Raw genomic sequence first — 15,974 nt, 5'->3', positions numbered from 1 at the left:
CATGAAAGTGAAATTCATCTTATTAGGTGCAATGGTGTTCGCCACATCTGTGGCATTTTCACAAACCGGCAACCTGAGAAAGGCAAAAGCAAGCTATGATAAGTTCAATGAGGTCAAATCCATAGGAAACCCCGCGTTAGGTGCCAGCGATTTGAATGCCGCTAAAGAGGCACTGGAAAAAGCCATCGAGCACGAAAAAACAATGGAACTGGCGGAAACATGGACATACTATGCCTTGGTGAATGCTGATCTGGCGTTGCTCGATTCAACCGAAGCGTCAGCTGGCTACATGCAAAAGGCGGTCGAGGCCCGTGAAAAAGCGATAAGCCTTGACACCGAAAAGGAAAACGAGCAGAATCTCAGCATCCTTAATTCTATTTTGGCTCAGTATGAGCTGAACAATGGCGTGAAAGCATGGGATAGCCAGGACTTCGAAAGCGCGTACAGCGCGTTTGATAAAGGCCTGAACTACTTGCCCGGAGATACGACGTTATTGTATTATTCAGGTCTTGCCGCTGTCAATTCACAGCAATATGATAAGGCACTTTCCAAATACGTGGAACTTGTGCCCATAGACAGCTTCTCCAATAACAAACAGATTATTCTGGATGTATCCCGCCTGTACCTCATGCAAGGCGATACGACCAATGCCATTAAGTACGCTGAAGTGGGAGCAAGCAAGTATCCCGAGGACAACGAATTGGCTACTCAGAACATCGAGCTGAACCTCATGGCCGGCAATCAAGATAAAATCATCAACACTATCAATGAGCAGGTAGCAAAAGACCCAAACAATAAAAACCTGCATTACTACCTCGGCATTGCCTATAGTGAAACAGGTGATTTGGAGAAAGCAGAAGCATCTTACAAAAAGGCCTTGGAAATCGATCCAAATTACCTGGAGGCCAATATCAACCTCGGCGGATTGATCCTGAACCGGGGTATCGACCATTTCAATAAAACAAATAACGCTAGTCTACCACAATCGGAATATGACGCGGAAATCAAAAAAGCGTATGACATTTTTGACTCCGCCCTACCATACCTGGAAAAAGCGGTCGAGGTCGACGGCAACTCTTATTTAGCATTGGCCAACCTCAAAAAATACTACGAAATCAAAGAGGACCAAGCTAAAATCGACGAGTTGCAGGCACGTATTGATGCGCTCCAATAGGCTAGCGGCTTAAGAGATGTGACCATAGCCCTCGGATGCAATCATCCGAGGGCTATTTTTTTGCAAATACGCTTGATCAGCCCCGGTCCCTCATAGATAAAACCTGTATATAACTGAACCAACGCTGCACCGGCTTCCAGCTTTTCAAGTGCATCCTCTGGGCTATGTATTCCGCCTACCCCGATGATGGGAAACGCGTTGCCCGATTTCGCTGCCAAGTACCGGATAACTGCCGTAGACCGTTCTGCCAATGGTTTTCCGCTTAGCCCCCCTGCTTCCGACGCTAGTGCCATGGGGCTTTTCAGGCCGTCGCGTGAAATGGTCGTATTGGTAGCGATAACCCCCGAAATACCCGTTGCGAGTACAATTTCCACAACGTCATCTAACTGGTTGTTTGAAAGATCAGGGGCGATTTTCAGCAGGATCGGCCGTGAAATACCCTGTTTGCTGTTACGCTGCTGCAACGCGTTCAATAGGTGCATCAGCGGTTGCTTTTCCTGCAGGGCGCGTAGGCCAGGTGTATTGGGAGAGCTCACATTGACCACAAAATAGTCTACGACATCGAACAATGCATCGAAACACTTGATATAATCACTTACCGCGTCTTCATTAGCTGTTGCTTTGTTCTTACCAATATTCCCCCCGATGATGAGCTGTTTCCTGTCTTTAAGGTGCGACAGCCGTGTCGCCGCTACATCAGCTCCCTGGTTGTTGAACCCCATCCGGTTTACCAGCGCGTTGTCTTCCACCAATCGGAACAACCTTGGTTTATCATTTCCCGGCTGTGGGCGTGGAGTTACCGTTCCGATCTCTACGAACCCGAAACCCAGCGCCGCCATTTCCTCTACATACTCAGCATTCTTATCAAATCCGGCGGCCAACCCGACGGGATTTTTGAATTTCAGGCCAAACACTTCCCGCTCAAGTTTCGGATGGTCATAACCGTAGAGCGATCTCAGCAATCGTTTGCTTCCGGGAAGCTTACCAAGCGACTTTAGCCCTCCCGAAACAGTATGATGCGCAGCTTCCGGATCAATTCCGAAGAGCAAAGGTTTTACCAGTTTATACATGGGACAAAGTTAACAAACCCTTGCCTTTTTCGTACCTTTGCAACCAATATGATTGCGATAAACAACCTTACGTTCGAAATAGGCGCCCGTGCCCTGTATGATGAAGCGAACTGGCATATCAAGCCCGGCGATAAGACTGGACTTATAGGAGCCAACGGCACCGGAAAAACCACGTTGCTGAAATTGATTGTTGGTGACTATAAGCCTACTTCGGGTAGCATATCAATGGCAAAGGACATTAAAATCGGCTACCTCAATCAGGACCTGCTGTCCTATGTGTCCGACAAAAGTATTCTGCACGTCGCAATGGAAGCCTTCGAACGTCAGAACCAATTGCATTCCGAAATAGAGCGGTTGCTTGAGAAACTTGAAAAAGACTACTCAGATGATATAATCCTGAAACTTAGTGACAAGCAAACAGAGTTCGAGGCGCTTGACGGCTACAACATCGAGTACCGGGCCCATGAGATACTCGCGGGCCTGGGCTTCAGCGACAGTGACCAAAAACGCACCCTTTCCGAGTTTTCTGGAGGATGGCGCATGCGCGTCATGCTTGCTCGAATCCTGCTCCAAGCCCCCGACATCCTATTGTTAGACGAACCTACCAATCACCTTGACCTTCCTTCCATCAAGTGGCTCGAAAGCTACCTGCAAGCATTCGAGGGTGCCATCGTCATTGTGTCCCATGATCGCTACTTCCTCGATCGCGTAGTCGATTCCATCGTCGAGTCAAAGCGAGGAAAACTGATCCAATATTCCGGAAATTACAGTTTCTATTTGGAAGAGAAAGCCTTACGTGAAGAGATACAGGGCAATCAATATAAGAATCAGCAAGCAAAAATCAAGCAGGAGGAGCGGCTTATTGAACGGTTCCGAGCTAAGGCCAGCAAGGCCAAGATGGTGCAGTCCCGGATCAAAGCGCTCGAGCGCATGGAAAAAGTGGATGACGTGGATGACTACAATCCCACGGTAAACTTCCGTTTTAAGTTCAGCAAACAATCCGGCAGGCATGTGGTAATGCTGGAAAACGTATCTAAGTCGTATCCCGGCATTCCCATTCTCGAACGCGCCGACGCGATCATTGAAAAAGGTGATAAAATTGCCTTAATCGGCGCCAACGGAAAGGGCAAGTCTACCCTGTTGCGCATTGTGGCCGGTGCAGACGGAGATTTTACCGGCAAATGCGAGACTGGTCATAACGTCACACAAACATTCTTTGCGCAACACCAGTTGGAAGCGCTCCACCTCGACAACGAAATCCTGCGGGAGCTGCAGGCATTCGCCCCCAAGCATTCGGAAACCGAGCTGCGCTCCATCCTTGGCTGTTTCCTTTTCACCGGCGATGACGTATTCAAAAAGATACGGGTACTTTCAGGTGGCGAAAAATCGCGGGTGGCATTAGCGAAAGCACTTACCGCCGATGCTAATTTCTTAGTACTCGACGAGCCGACCAACCATCTGGACATCCAGTCCGTCAACATTCTTATACAGGCGCTCAGGCAATTCGAAGGGACCTTTATCCTGGTATCGCACGACCGCTATTTACTGGACAACGTAGCCAATAAAATCTGGTTTATTGAAGACCGAAAAATTAAAGAATACCCTGGAACTTATCAAGAGTATGAAGCTTGGCAAGCTAAGCGCCCCCAGAAAATTGACACGCAAAAGGCCGCTGAACCACCTAAACCAGCCAAGGAAGAGCCGCTGAAAAAGGATGACAACAAGGAACGTCAGGCTAAAAAGTTGCACAAGGAACTGGAAGGTATCGAGCAGCGTATCACCGAGAAAGAACACGCGATAAAAGAAATTGAAGTGGCCATGGCAGAAGAACGTATTTATTCCGACAGCCAGAAATTGGGGGAAATCTCCAGACAGTATGAATCCTTGAAAAAAGAACTTCGGGTAGTGCAAGAACAGTGGGAGAAGCTAGCCTCAGAGATCATGATGCTGGAGGAGGGATAATCGGCATGAACAAGTATGACTTTATGATCAAAAAATCCATTCTCTTGTTAGCGCTCATCCACGTTGGCTTCGGCGTGGTAGCACAGAAAGCCCGCAAAAAACGCCCAACGCGCGAACGCAGCCCCCAACAGGAGCTGGTCTATGATAATGTCAATTACCTTGAGGCTATTAAAAGTGTTCAATTTTTCCCGGCGGAGCAGGAGAATGCATTGCCTGTCATCGAGTTGCACAGCGGTGACAGGCTAGCGTTGTCATTTGACGACCTCAGGGCCGATGTTCGCAACTATTATTTCAGCATCGAACACTGCGACGCCAACTGGAACCCAAGCAGGCTCTCCCCGCTCGAATACGCCGAGGGTTTTAATGAAGAACGAGTCTTAGATTACCAAACGTCGGTAAATACCCTCCAGCCCTATACCCATTACCGTGTTGATTTCCCGACCAGCAACATCCGACCGAAATTAGCCGGAAACTACTTGCTGAAGGTTTACGAAGATGCCGACAAAAGCAGATTGGTCATCACCCGGCGCTTCTATGTACTTTCGCCGCTTATGCCAGTTTACACTGAATTATTTCCTTCAATCGATATTTCCAAGCGCAATAAAAACCAGAAACTGAACCTCAGAATCAGTACAGGCGGACTTACCATAAACAACCCCTATCAGGACGTCAAAATCCTGGTTATGCAAAACAACCGCCCCGATATCAGGGAATGGCTCACTACTCCACGGTTCGTCAACAACAATGAACTGATCTATAACGACAATAACACCTTGGATTTCGCGGGCGGCAATGAATTTCGGTATATAGATCTCCGCAGTTTACGGCTGGCGTCAGAACGCGTGGCAAACATCCGCCTAGACAGTGCCGTAAGGATAGATCTTGTACCGGATGAGAAGTACACCGATGCGTCTTACGCCTCGGTGTTCGATGAAAATGGGGCGTTTTTTATCCGCAACCAAGATAAGGCCAGCGCGGACACCGAATCGGACTATGCCTGGGTTACCTTTGCATTGTTGGATGACAAGGGGGGCGACGGCGCGGTATACGTTGTAGGCGGATTCAACAATTACAGGCTTGATGAGATCAACAGGATGGCGTACAACGACTCCCAGAAAAAATGGCAGGGTGCCATCCTGCTTAAACAGGGCTTGTATGACTACGAATACGCCTATGTCAATTCATCGGGCGAGATCGATGTATCTTTTTCCAGCGGAAACCATTTTGAAACGGACAACACTTACCAGATATTGGTTTATGTACGCCGTCAAGGGACGACCTGGGATGAGCTGGTCGGGTACGCTGATATTGATACCGTCAAGTAACTAAGGCATATTGGCATATTCATCGTCACCCCCCACCGCAAGCAGCTTTTCCTGCAGCATGCGCGAGATTCGGTTGAAATAACGCTTTTGCTTGTAGCCCATCACCCATTGCACACCGTGAATGGCGTTGGTGTGGAAAATTTCATCCGCTTCAAGCATGACGGCTGGACTAATCTGCGCTTCAATCACATCCAACCCGCTGGCCAATGCGATGTTGATTACGACTTTTCGCATTACACCGTCAATACACCCCTCGCTGATGGCGGGTGTGTAAAGCTTTTTGCCATACCATATGAAGACATTAGAACTTAGCGATTCACAGAGATATCCTTCCTGATTCAGTATCAGCACGTCATCCAACCCATTCTTCTTTCGGTGCAGTCCTGCCATGACATAGATCAGGGAATTAGCCGACTTCAATTTTGACAGCTCGCTGTACGGCTTGCGGTATTCAGTATAAACATCTACAATGAGCCCGACTTTCCGGTGTTTTACATCGTCTGGATCGAGCCGGGAAACGCTCATCACGTATGCCGCCTTATTCTGTTGTGGGCTGTATAGTCCTCCGCCGTCCCGATAAACCTGAAGCCGGATCCGAACATGCTGGCCTTCCAGTTCGTTTCTCCTAATGAGTGCAGCTGCTCGGGAACGGATCATATCGGCGTCTAATGCCGGGGTATGCTCCAATTGCAACATGCGCATGCCCTCATGAAGCCTTGCCGCGTGGTAAGCTAGAAAACGGATATCGCCGTCCATCCATCGCATGGTCTCAAACAGGCCATCGCCGTAACGGAAGGAACGGTTGTCCGAAACAAATATCGCGTCATTTTCCGGAATAAACTTGTTATTAAAATCAATATAATGTAGCGGCATGTACTTGCTGATCTGAAAACGTTAGTCCTTTACTCCAAGCTTCTTACTTGCTCATCATTGCTTTTCGCGCTCCTTTATCTCTCTAAGTTGGCGTAAACATACCCACGCCACTTTTCCAGACATAGCCGGAAGTCGTCAGGCAACGGCGTATTAAACTCCAGCGATTCCCGAGACCTGGGGTGAACGAATCCGAGGCTTTGCGCATGAAGAGCCTGCCGGGGCAGCAAGGAAAAGCAATTATCCACAAACTGCCGGTACTTGTTGAACACCGTTCCCTTAAGAATGCGATCGCCACCGTATACCGCATCATTAAACAACGGATGTCCGATCGACTGAAAATGCGCGCGGATTTGATGGGTGCGGCCAGTCTCCAGCCGGCATTCGAGCAGCGTCACGTAGCCGAGCCGTTCCAACACACGGTAATGCGTAACTGACCACTTGCCTTTATCCGGATCATCATACATGCTCATTACCCGGCGGTCCTTGGCGCTGCGGCCGATATATCCGGTAACACTTCCATCGCTGGCGATATCCCCCCATGCCAACGCAATGTACCTGCGCGATATGCTATGATCAAAAAATTGCTTGGCTAAGTGCGTCAGGGCCCAGTCGTTCTTGCCGATTACCAGCAGGCCGCTGGTGTCCTTATCGATCCGGTGTACCAGTCCGGGCCGACCATCGTTTCCGGGCAATTGAGGAAATGTTTCGAAATGATACGCGAGCGCATTCACCAGCGTGCCGGTATAGTTGTTGTGACCTGGGTGCACGACCATGCCTGCAGGTTTGTTTACTACCAGTAGGTCGTCGTCTTCGTATTGAATGTCTAATGGGATGTCTTCTGGGTAAATCTCCGTATCACGAGGCGGGTGGGGCAAAACGACTGAGACCGTATCCAGCGGCTTTACCTTATAACTGGCTTTTACCTGCTGCCCATTTACCAGTACCGTTCCAGCCGCTATCGCGTTTTGGATCCGGTTACGGGAAGCATGCTCTATTCTGTTCATCAAGAACTTATCCACACGCAACAACGCCTGCCCTTTATCCACGACGATACGCAGGTGCTCAAACAAATCCTGTTCGTCAGATTCTTGCAGTTCCTGAATATCTCCCATGGTGCAAACTTAGCTAAAAACCCGGGTAAAATCTGCTATATTTGCGAAAAACAGCATGTTTTCGTTTGATTTTCATAGCCCGGTCGAACCGCTCGATGTTCCCTTGTTCAAGGACAGGGAAGTAAACGTCTATGTCAAACGCGACGACATGATCCACCCCTTTATATCGGGCAATAAATGGCGGAAATTGAAATATGTGCTACAGGCGGCAAGAAGTCTTGGAAAGACGCACCTCGTCACCTTCGGCGGGGCTTGGTCCAACCATTTGCTTGCTACCGCATGTGCCGGTGCCAAATTCGGATTCCAGACTACGGCATTCGTCCGCGGCGAGGTTGTATCTAATCCACTCCTTTCGCTGTGCCGCATATTCGGCATGCGGCTGCGGTTTGTCGACCGAAACGCCTACAGGGATAAGGCTGGCCTTTTCGCAGCATTTGCCACCCAAGATGAAAAGGCTTATTTCATAGAGGAAGGCGGATATGGCTTGGACGCTGCAAAGGGATGCGAAGAAATTATCAACGAATTAGACACGGTATATGACCATATTTTCTGTGCCTGCGGTACGGGCACCACCCTTGCCGGACTATGTATGGGGCTGGATAGCAAGGGATTGCATACTCGCATACACGGCATTCCTGTACTTGCTGGAGGCGCTTTTATCAAAAAAGCGGTAGCGGAGCTGTATCCTGAAGTCGCAGCAGATGGCATCGTATTGCACACAGACTATCACTTCGGCGGCTACGCAAAGACAACGGCCACGCTTGAGCGCTTCATTTGCCAATTCAGCGCAAATACGGGTATGCTTATCGAACCAGTATATACCGGCAAACTATTCTATGGTGTTTTCGACCTGGCTTCCCAAGATTATTTCAAGCCAGGAGATAGCATCCTTGTCATTCACACTGGCGGACTCACGGGAATCCTTGGCATGTATAAGCGGTTCGAAAGCGTTTAAGTGAAATATTGGTTTAAACGATTTAAACCCCTAAAAGCCGCATAAACAGGCAAAATACCGCTAAAAAGTTTGTTTTGCACAAGTCAACAGATTATATTTGGGGATAACCAATCCATATATGCATGTATAAAATAGCCATTACGCCGGAAGATGTACATCAGACGATATCAAAGCATGTTTTAGCAGATGGATACGATATCACCTTCGATATGGAGCGCAGTCAGGGGGTCATCATCCACGATTCAAAACATCAGCGTCAGCTGCTCGATTTCTTCACCTGCTTCGCATCCGTCCCCCTGGGGTACAACCACCCCAAGATGACTGGCGATATGTCGTTTACCAAAAGCATGCTGGCGGCTGCACTGACAAATCCTTCCAATTCCGATGTATATACGTTAGAATATGCACAGTTCGTCGAAACGTTCGCTCGTATAGCGATCCCGGATTACCTTCCACATGCTTTTTTCGTCTCGGGTGGAGCACTCGCCATTGAAAATGCGCTGAAAACGGCGATGGACTGGAAGGTCCAGAAAAACTTCCAAAAGGGCTATGGCTATGAAAGGGGAACAAAGGTACTGCATTTTGAACAGGCATTCCATGGACGCTCGGGCTATACACTGAGCCTAACAAACACGCAACCGGATAAGACAAAGTGGTTTGCAAAATTCGACTGGCCGCGCGTAACCAGCCCGAAGCTGGCTTTTCCATTGACGGCCAGAAACCTCGAAGCGGTAGCCGGGCAAGAACAGCGGAGCATTGACCAGATCAAGCAGGCATTCATAGACCACCGCGACGATATCTGCTCCATCATCATTGAACCTATTCAGGCCGAGGGCGGTGATAACCACTTCCGCCGCGAATTTATGGAACAATTGCGTGTGTTGGCCGATGAAAACGAGGCGTTATTGATCTATGACGAGGTACAGACGGGAGTCGGACTGACGGGAAAATTCTGGGGGCATGAGCATTTTGGCGATCGGGCGAGACCGGATATCATTGCCTTCGGAAAGAAAATGCAGGTGTGCGGTATACTTGCCGGCACCCGTGTGGATGAAATCGACACCAACGTGTTCCGTGTGCCCTCACGCATCAACTCGACATGGGGTGGCAGCTTGGTCGATATGGTACGCGCGACTAAGATTCTGGAAATCATCGAGGAAGATCAGCTCCTGCAACACGTGGAAAGCGCCGGCAACTATTTGCAGCAGCAGCTTGCCGACCTGGCATCCCGCCATAACTCCCTCTCTAACGTGCGCGGAACAGGCTTTTTCTGTGCCTTCGACCTGCCTGACAAGCACACGCGCGACGCCTTCTTAAGAAACGGCATGGACAACGGCGCGCTGTTCCTTGGATGCGGCGAGCGCTCTATCCGGTTCAGGCCCGCACTGATTATGCAACCTGCGGATATTGATAAGGGAATGGCGATCGCCGATCGTGTTTTGGCATGTATTCAATAGCGTTCACCCGACCTTATTACTTCTGTATTATGGCCGGCTGTGATAGTTCGGCGCCTCCTTGGTTATCGTAATATTGTGAGGATGGCTTTCCCGCAGGCCTGCCCCCGTGATTTTCACAAATCGAGCTCCTTGCAACGCCTTAATCGTCTGTGCGCCGCAGTACCCCATACTGGCTCGCAGCCCCCCGACGTATTGATATACCACTTCGGCCAGCGTGCCTTTATAAGCCACACGCCCCACGATGCCTTCTGGCACCAGCTTTTTAATATCGTCCTCCACGTCTTGGAAGTACCGATCCTTTGAGCCCTGTTCCATAGCCTCCACGGAACCCATGCCCCGGTACGACTTGAATTTCCGCCCCTCGTAAATGATGGTTTCGCCCGGCGCCTCTTCCACACCAGCGAAGAGCGAACCCGCCATGACTGTATCCGCTCCAGCAGCAATGGCTTTGGCAATATCGCCCGTCTGTTTGATGCCACCATCAGCGATTACGGGCACACCGCTGCCGTGGAGCGCTTTGGCCACTTCATATACCGCATAAAGCTGTGGAACGCCGACACCGGCGATAATCCTTGTGGTACAGATGGACCCCGGGCCAATTCCTACCTTTACGGCGTCGGCACCTGCATCGGCCAGCGCCACCGCTGCTTCGGCAGTGGCGATGTTACCAACAATAACCTGAAGATTGGGAAACTCAGCCTTTACCTCTTTTAGTTTCTCGATTACGCCCTTTGAATGCCCGTGGGCGGTATCTATTGTCACCACATCCACGCCGGCCTTTACCAGAGCCGATACCCGATCCAACGTATCAACTGTCACCCCTACCGCTGCGCCCACCAGTAGCCTGCCATGGCTATCTTTGGCTGCGTTGGGAAAATGTTTATATTTCTGGATGTCTTTGAAAGTGATCAGGCCAACAAGAATATGGTCATCATCTACAACAGGTAGCTTTTCAATTTTATGGTTCTGAAGAATCGCTTCCGCCTTAACCAGGTCAGTGCCTACCGGAGCCACGATAAGCCCTTCCTTCGTCATCATCTCGACGATGGGACGCATCATATCCTTCTGGAAACGGAGATCTCGGTTGGTCACAATCCCGACTAGTTTACCATTGCCGTCAATGATTGGTATGCCACCGATTTTGTGCTCTTTCATAATCTGGAATGCATCACCAACCGTTGCGTGCTCACTCAAGGTAACCGGATCCTGGATCATACCGCTTTCCGAACGTTTTACCTTGCGGACCTCTGCCGCCTGATCGGCGATGGTCATATTTTTATGGAGCATACCCAGCCCTCCCGCTTGGGCAATGGCGATGGCCAGATCCGCGCCGGTGACGGTATCCATCGCAGCAGATACCAAGGGGATGTTGAGCCGGATGGTTCTAGTGAGATGCGTGCTGGTATCCACATCACGCGGCAGTACTTCTGAATAAGCAGGAATTAAAAGCACATCGTCGTAGGTGAGACCTTCAGCTACGAATTTTTCGGGATCTAAATGCATGGCAAATATGTATTGGAACTATTATTTGCCGGGCAAAATTACTTATTTTTTGTGTCTTATACAAATAAAAAACTCGCAGCTTCAAAAGGAATACGCTACGCCGACCTGAATGACACGGTTGAGCGATATGCTATCCGGATCGTCGAAAATCCCTGAAAAGTAGTCATGGTTAAATACATCAAGCAAACCGGTTTTAAACCGACCTTCGACCGTGAGGCCGAAGGGTAACGAATAGCCAAGTCCAAGCGAGATTCCCATGTCAACTCCGCCATAATTGTCATCACTGAAGTCTACACGGGGGAAGTTCTTGCCAATCCTCATATCCAGCGACGGACCGACCATACCGTGGAAACCCTCAACGAAATAAAACTTATTGATCACCCCAAGCGAAAGGTATTGAACAGCCACATTCTCCTTCCGCTCTGACGCTCCCTCGACAAAGGTAACGTTGTTGCCACCCTGGCGGGTGTAGGCCAGTTCAGGCTGCAACGTGTAGCGCTGTCCCAGGTTGATACCAACAAAGCCACCTGCGTAGAAATCTGTTTTGAAATCCGCGTCGACGTTGCTCAATGTCGCAACGTTTACGCCCGCCCGGATGCCCGGCGTAACCTTTTTTTGCGCATGTAGTTGGAAGTTTACTGCCATTGCAGCTACCAAAATAATAAGTTTTTTTTTCACGACAGAGGTTTAAAGGCGTTCAATACATGAATCAAGAGATTTCCGAAGACTAGCGACGTCAATATTCACTTTTGGTATTTTTTTTGCAATGATACAACAAAAACAAATCGTATTATGAAAAAAGTTATTTTCATCTCCTTCTTCTGCGCCTTGATAGTATGCGGCGTTTCTCATCGGGCGGATGCGCAATCTTACCGCACAGGTGTTGGCTTATTCATCGACGCCGGCGATGGGCGTACGTTCGTCGGCCCGCATATCAAGCATTTCTTCTCTCCCAATAATGCTGGTCAGGCGATGATTTTGTTTGCCGGAAGGACCACCATTATTGGTGCGGAATACTCGTATAACCAAGGGGTCGCCGGTGCGCCGGGGCTTTCGTGGTATGTCGGTGTAGGCCCGCAAGTGGCTATTCGACGGGAAGACTCCTACTTCATCATCCGTCCGGCTGGCGGCATGGAATTCAAGATACCGTCGGCTCCCCTCGCTGCCAGCTTGGATTGGCGACCGATGTGGGCATTGGGAGAGTATTCTGAATTTATTCCCGGCCGTTTCGGCGTCGCCTTCAAATTCACATTTTAATCGTGTAGACACGACAACCGATGTAGATTCTTCGCCCCGCACGTCGCGGGGCTTTTTATTGGACGGAGCACCCCGGCGCCGTCAATACATCGGCCTTCCCAAGGGTGTGCTGCCATCAATTGCTTCCAGGTTAGCCCAACCATTATTTCAACCACGAAAATCAAGTATGCAACGAGTTGTAATATACAAAAATTTTATACCTTTGCCGATCTTAACTAATTTTTATAAAGACAATAAGTAATACTAGCGAAGTAAGAAAATGCAAGGTAAAGGGCTGATTAAATTTTTGGTAGTAGCGGTCGCCATTGCGTGCCTCTATTCCCTGTCATTCACATTCGTAACCCGCAAAGTAGAACGGGACGCCGCGGCTTATGCGCAGGGTGACATGGCGAAAGAGAAGGCGTATCTGGATTCGATGGCGGGAGAAGTGGTGTACGATTTGGGCATCGCCAAATATACCTACCGTGAAGCCAAGGGTAATGAAATCGCGTTGGGGCTGGACTTAAAAGGCGGCATGAATGTGACCATGGAAGTGTCATTGCAGGAATTGGTGCGTAACCTCGCCAATAACCCCAAAGACGAAAATTTCAACAAGGCGCTGGAAAACGCGGCCACCCGCAGCAAAGACAGTCAGGCCGGATACATAAGCCTGTTTGTTGACGAATTCAAAAAACTCAACCCCAATACGCCGCTGGCGAGTTTCTTCGCCACAAAAGACAATACCGCCCATGTAAAACCTAATAGTACTGATTCGCAGGTGGAGAGCTTCCTTCAACGTGAAGCAAATAGTGCAATCGACAACTCATTTAAGGTACTGCGTACTCGGATCGATAAATTCGGCGTTACGTCCCCCAACATCCAGCTTCAGCAGGGTACCAACCGTATACTTATCGAGTTACCGGGCGTTACTGATGAGGATCGCGTACGCAAGCTTTTGCAAGGATCTGCGCGATTGGAATTTTGGGAGACATACGACAACATGGAAATTTACCCCATGCTTGAAAATGTCAACAGAGCACTCGCGTCGACGTTGAAAGAAACCGAACAGGCGGCCAAAACCGCAGTAGCTGACACCACTAACGCCGATAGCACAGATGCAGGCCTGCTAGCTACACTAGGCGGCGGTAGTGACTCGTTGGACACCGACTCCTTCGATAGCCAACTGGCCCTTCAAAATCCACTGTTCAACGTGTTGCGCCCTGCAACCGCCATGGCACCGAATAACCAACCGGTATTAGCGCCCGGACCTATTGTAGGTTATGCTCAGTTACGGGATACTGCAAAGGTAAACCGTTACCTTGAAAATCCGGTGGTGAAACAGATCATCCCAGGCAACGTCAAGCTCCTATGGGGTGTCAAACCCAACCCCCGTAGCCCCGAACAACTGGAGCTTTATGCCATCAAGCCGAGCGGAGCAGAAGCCGGGCCGATATTGGGCGGCAACGTCGTGACGGATGCCAGAGACGATTTTGATCCGATGTCCAACAACCCGATGGTGACCATGTACATGAACAGCGAAGGTGCCCGGGAATGGAGAAAAATTACAGCGGCGGCGTCTGCAGATCCGAATAATAAACAATCAATCGCCATTGTGCTGGACGGTGTGGTTTATTCAGCTCCACGGGTAGACGGTGAAATTCCGAATGGCATATCCCAGATCACAGGCAATTTTACCATTGAAGACACCAAAGACCTTGCTAACGTATTGAAGGCCGGACGGCTTCCAACTACCGCGAAAATCGTCGAAGAAGCAGTGGTTGGCCCTACATTAGGACAAGCCGCAATCGACGCCGGCGTCAATTCAGCGGTAATCGGCCTCGTCCTCGTGCTGATTTTCATGATTGCCTATTACAATCGCGCGGGTTTGGTAGCAAACATTGCCGTATTGTTTAACATGTTTTTTATCCTGGGCATTCTGGCGTCACTGAACGCTGTACTGACCCTCCCCGGCATCGCGGGTATCGTGTTGACGATGGGCACCGCGGTGGACGCCAACGTCTTGATCTATGAGCGAATCCGTGAAGAGCTCCGGCTTGGAAAATCGGTCCGACAAGCCGTCGCTGATGGGTATAAGCACGCAATGTCTTCCATCTTAGACTCCCAGATTACCACATTTCTCACGGGGATGATCCTCTTCTTTTTCGGTAGCGGTCCGATCCTCGGCTTTGCAACAACGTTGATGATCGGTATCATCACCTCGTTATTCACGTCCATATTCATCTCAAGGGTGATTTTCGAGTGGATGCTGACCAAAGGCTGGAGTATTTCCCTTTCCTTTCCATGGAGCGAGAAAACGTTGCAGAATGCCAACTTTGCATTCGTTCAGAATCGCAAGAAATTTTATGCGGCGTCGGCTATTTTCGTCGTCATCGGCCTGGTCTCAATCTTTACAAAAGGATTCAGCTTAGGCGTGGATTTTCAAGGTGGTCGTGCCTATACCGTCCAGTTCGAACAACCTATAAATCTGGAGGAAGTACGCGGGCATCTCAATAGTGCGTTCAACGCCACTACAGAGGTAAAGCTTTTCGGTTCACAAGACCAAGTACGGATAACCACTACATACCTTATCGACGAAACTAGCGATGAGGCTAATGATGAGGTGTTATCCAAAGTTGATGAAGCGTTGACCAAGCTCGACAACAACAGTTACGAAGTATTGGGCTCCTACAAAGTAAACCCGACGATAGCCAGTGACATGAAAGCAAGGGCGGTTTATGCTGGTCTATTCTCTATATTGGTTATCGCGGCGTATATTTTGATACGTTTCCGCAAATGGCAATATAGTGCCGGAGCAGCGGTTTCAACGGTACATGATGCATTGGTTATTTTGGGCCTATTTTCTTTACTCGATGGCGTCGTGCCTTTTGCTTTGGATATCGATCAGCACTTCATTGCAGCACTGCTTACGGTCGTTGGCTACTCGATCAATGATACCGTTGTGGTTTTCGACCGCCTGCGGGAAAACCTTGGGTTGTCAAAACACAAAAACGAGGACGTGGGTCAGACGATCAACCTCGCTATTAACAAAACGCTGAGCAGGACGGTAATTACGTCCCTCACGGTAATATTTGTGCTGGCGGTGTTGTTTGTGTTCGGTGGCGAAGTGATACGGGGCTTTTCATTCGCTATTCTGATCGGTATTATCGTAGCTACTTACTCCTCAATCTTCTTGGCAGCCCCGATGGTCGCTGACCTGCAAAGCAACTCAAAAACTGTTGATTCCGTGGATGTCGAGTCGGCTAATAAAACGACTCCTAAACCATCAAGGGTATAGTTTTCATTAGCA

Annotated in this window: 12 protein-coding genes; 7 read left to right on the top strand and 5 right to left on the bottom strand. The window is 49.4% G+C overall.

Going from position 1 to position 15,974, the window contains the following annotated elements:
- Nucleotide 1 precedes the first annotated feature (1 nt).
- Complete coding sequence (locus tag ACFOET_RS07070; RefSeq protein ID WP_379021002.1) at nt 2-1,174, top strand: tetratricopeptide repeat protein; 1,173 nt, start codon at nt 2-4, stop codon at nt 1,172-1,174.
- 41 nt (nt 1,175-1,215) lie between these two features.
- Here the strand turns inward: ACFOET_RS07070 and ACFOET_RS07065 are convergent, their stop codons facing one another.
- Complete coding sequence (locus tag ACFOET_RS07065) at nt 1,216-2,244, bottom strand: quinone-dependent dihydroorotate dehydrogenase (protein ID WP_379021000.1); 1,029 nt, start codon at nt 2,242-2,244, stop codon at nt 1,216-1,218.
- 48 nt (nt 2,245-2,292) lie between these two features.
- Here ACFOET_RS07065 and ACFOET_RS07060 point away from each other — a divergent pair, with 48 nt between their 5' ends.
- Together ACFOET_RS07060 and ACFOET_RS07055 are read left to right on the top strand one after the other, a co-directional pair.
- On the top strand, nt 2,293-4,206 hold the full coding sequence (locus tag ACFOET_RS07060) for an ABC-F family ATP-binding cassette domain-containing protein (RefSeq protein WP_379020999.1): 1,914 nt from the start codon (nt 2,293-2,295) through the stop codon (nt 4,204-4,206).
- Between the two features lie 5 nt (nt 4,207-4,211).
- The gene (locus ACFOET_RS07055; protein ID WP_379020998.1) at nt 4,212-5,531 is read left to right on the top strand and encodes a type IX secretion system plug protein; all 1,320 of its coding nucleotides are present in this window, start codon (nt 4,212-4,214) and stop codon (nt 5,529-5,531) included.
- Here the strand turns inward: ACFOET_RS07055 and ACFOET_RS07050 are convergent, their stop codons facing one another.
- Both ACFOET_RS07050 and ACFOET_RS07045 read right to left on the bottom strand, forming a co-directional pair.
- Nucleotides 5,532-6,404, bottom strand: a complete 873-nt coding sequence (locus ACFOET_RS07050) for an aminotransferase class IV (protein WP_379020996.1) — start codon at nt 6,402-6,404, stop codon at nt 5,532-5,534.
- Between the two features lie 74 nt (nt 6,405-6,478).
- Nucleotides 6,479-7,516, bottom strand: a complete 1,038-nt coding sequence (locus ACFOET_RS07045; RefSeq protein ID WP_379020994.1) for an RluA family pseudouridine synthase — start codon at nt 7,514-7,516, stop codon at nt 6,479-6,481.
- 55 nt (nt 7,517-7,571) lie between these two features.
- On the opposite strand from ACFOET_RS07045, the gene ACFOET_RS07040 reads away from it, so the two are divergent.
- On the top strand, nt 7,572-8,471 hold the full coding sequence (locus ACFOET_RS07040; protein ID WP_379020992.1) for a 1-aminocyclopropane-1-carboxylate deaminase/D-cysteine desulfhydrase: 900 nt from the start codon (nt 7,572-7,574) through the stop codon (nt 8,469-8,471).
- 122 nt (nt 8,472-8,593) lie between these two features.
- Nucleotides 8,594-9,928 carry an L-lysine 6-transaminase gene (gene lat, locus ACFOET_RS07035; RefSeq protein ID WP_379020991.1) on the top strand — a complete coding sequence of 445 codons (1,335 nt, stop codon included), beginning with the start codon at nt 8,594-8,596 and terminating at the stop codon, nt 9,926-9,928.
- Between the two features lie 27 nt (nt 9,929-9,955).
- Here the strand turns inward: lat and guaB are convergent, their stop codons facing one another.
- Together guaB and ACFOET_RS07025 are read right to left on the bottom strand one after the other, a co-directional pair.
- A complete protein-coding gene (guaB, locus tag ACFOET_RS07030; RefSeq protein ID WP_379020989.1) occupies nt 9,956-11,431 on the bottom strand; it encodes an IMP dehydrogenase in 1,476 nt (491 codons plus the stop codon).
- Nucleotides 11,432-11,512: 81 nt separating this feature from the next.
- On the bottom strand, nt 11,513-12,109 hold the full coding sequence (locus tag ACFOET_RS07025) for a porin family protein (protein WP_379020987.1): 597 nt from the start codon (nt 12,107-12,109) through the stop codon (nt 11,513-11,515).
- A 114-nt stretch (nt 12,110-12,223) separates the two neighbouring features.
- Between ACFOET_RS07025 and ACFOET_RS07020 the strand changes: the two genes are divergently transcribed.
- Complete coding sequence (locus tag ACFOET_RS07020) at nt 12,224-12,688, top strand: hypothetical protein (RefSeq protein WP_379020985.1); 465 nt, start codon at nt 12,224-12,226, stop codon at nt 12,686-12,688.
- 259 nt (nt 12,689-12,947) lie between these two features.
- Nucleotides 12,948-15,962: a protein translocase subunit SecDF gene (gene secDF / locus ACFOET_RS07015; RefSeq protein WP_379020983.1), complete on the top strand. Its 3,015-nt coding sequence runs from the start codon at nt 12,948-12,950 to the stop codon at nt 15,960-15,962.
- Nucleotides 15,963-15,974: the final 12 nt, after the last annotated feature.

The sequence above is a fragment of the Parapedobacter deserti genome, from assembly GCF_042646065.1.
Lineage (GTDB): Bacteria > Bacteroidota > Bacteroidia > Sphingobacteriales > Sphingobacteriaceae > Parapedobacter > Parapedobacter deserti.
Note: the sequence above shows the minus strand (reverse complement) of the source record. Positions and strands in the feature narration are given on the sequence as shown.

Excerpts from the sequence above, each read along its gene's own strand:
- ACFOET_RS07070 (WP_379021002.1), top strand. The coding sequence starts at position 2 with ATGAAAGTGAAATTCATCTTATTAGGTGCAATGGTGTTCGCCACATCT.
- secDF (WP_379020983.1), top strand. The coding sequence starts at position 12,948 with ATGCAAGGTAAAGGGCTGATTAAATTTTTGGTAGTAGCGGTCGCCATT.
- ACFOET_RS07040 (WP_379020992.1), top strand. The coding sequence starts at position 7,572 with ATGTTTTCGTTTGATTTTCATAGCCCGGTCGAACCGCTCGATGTTCCC.
- ACFOET_RS07060 (WP_379020999.1), top strand. The coding sequence starts at position 2,293 with ATGATTGCGATAAACAACCTTACGTTCGAAATAGGCGCCCGTGCCCTG.
- lat (WP_379020991.1), top strand. The coding sequence starts at position 8,594 with ATGTATAAAATAGCCATTACGCCGGAAGATGTACATCAGACGATATCA.
- ACFOET_RS07045 (WP_379020994.1), bottom strand. The coding sequence starts at position 7,516 with ATGGGAGATATTCAGGAACTGCAAGAATCTGACGAACAGGATTTGTTT.
- ACFOET_RS07020 (WP_379020985.1), top strand. The coding sequence starts at position 12,224 with ATGAAAAAAGTTATTTTCATCTCCTTCTTCTGCGCCTTGATAGTATGC.
- guaB (WP_379020989.1), bottom strand. The coding sequence starts at position 11,431 with ATGCATTTAGATCCCGAAAAATTCGTAGCTGAAGGTCTCACCTACGAC.
- ACFOET_RS07055 (WP_379020998.1), top strand. The coding sequence starts at position 4,212 with ATGAACAAGTATGACTTTATGATCAAAAAATCCATTCTCTTGTTAGCG.
- ACFOET_RS07050 (WP_379020996.1), bottom strand. The coding sequence starts at position 6,404 with ATGCCGCTACATTATATTGATTTTAATAACAAGTTTATTCCGGAAAAT.
- ACFOET_RS07065 (WP_379021000.1), bottom strand. The coding sequence starts at position 2,244 with ATGTATAAACTGGTAAAACCTTTGCTCTTCGGAATTGATCCGGAAGCT.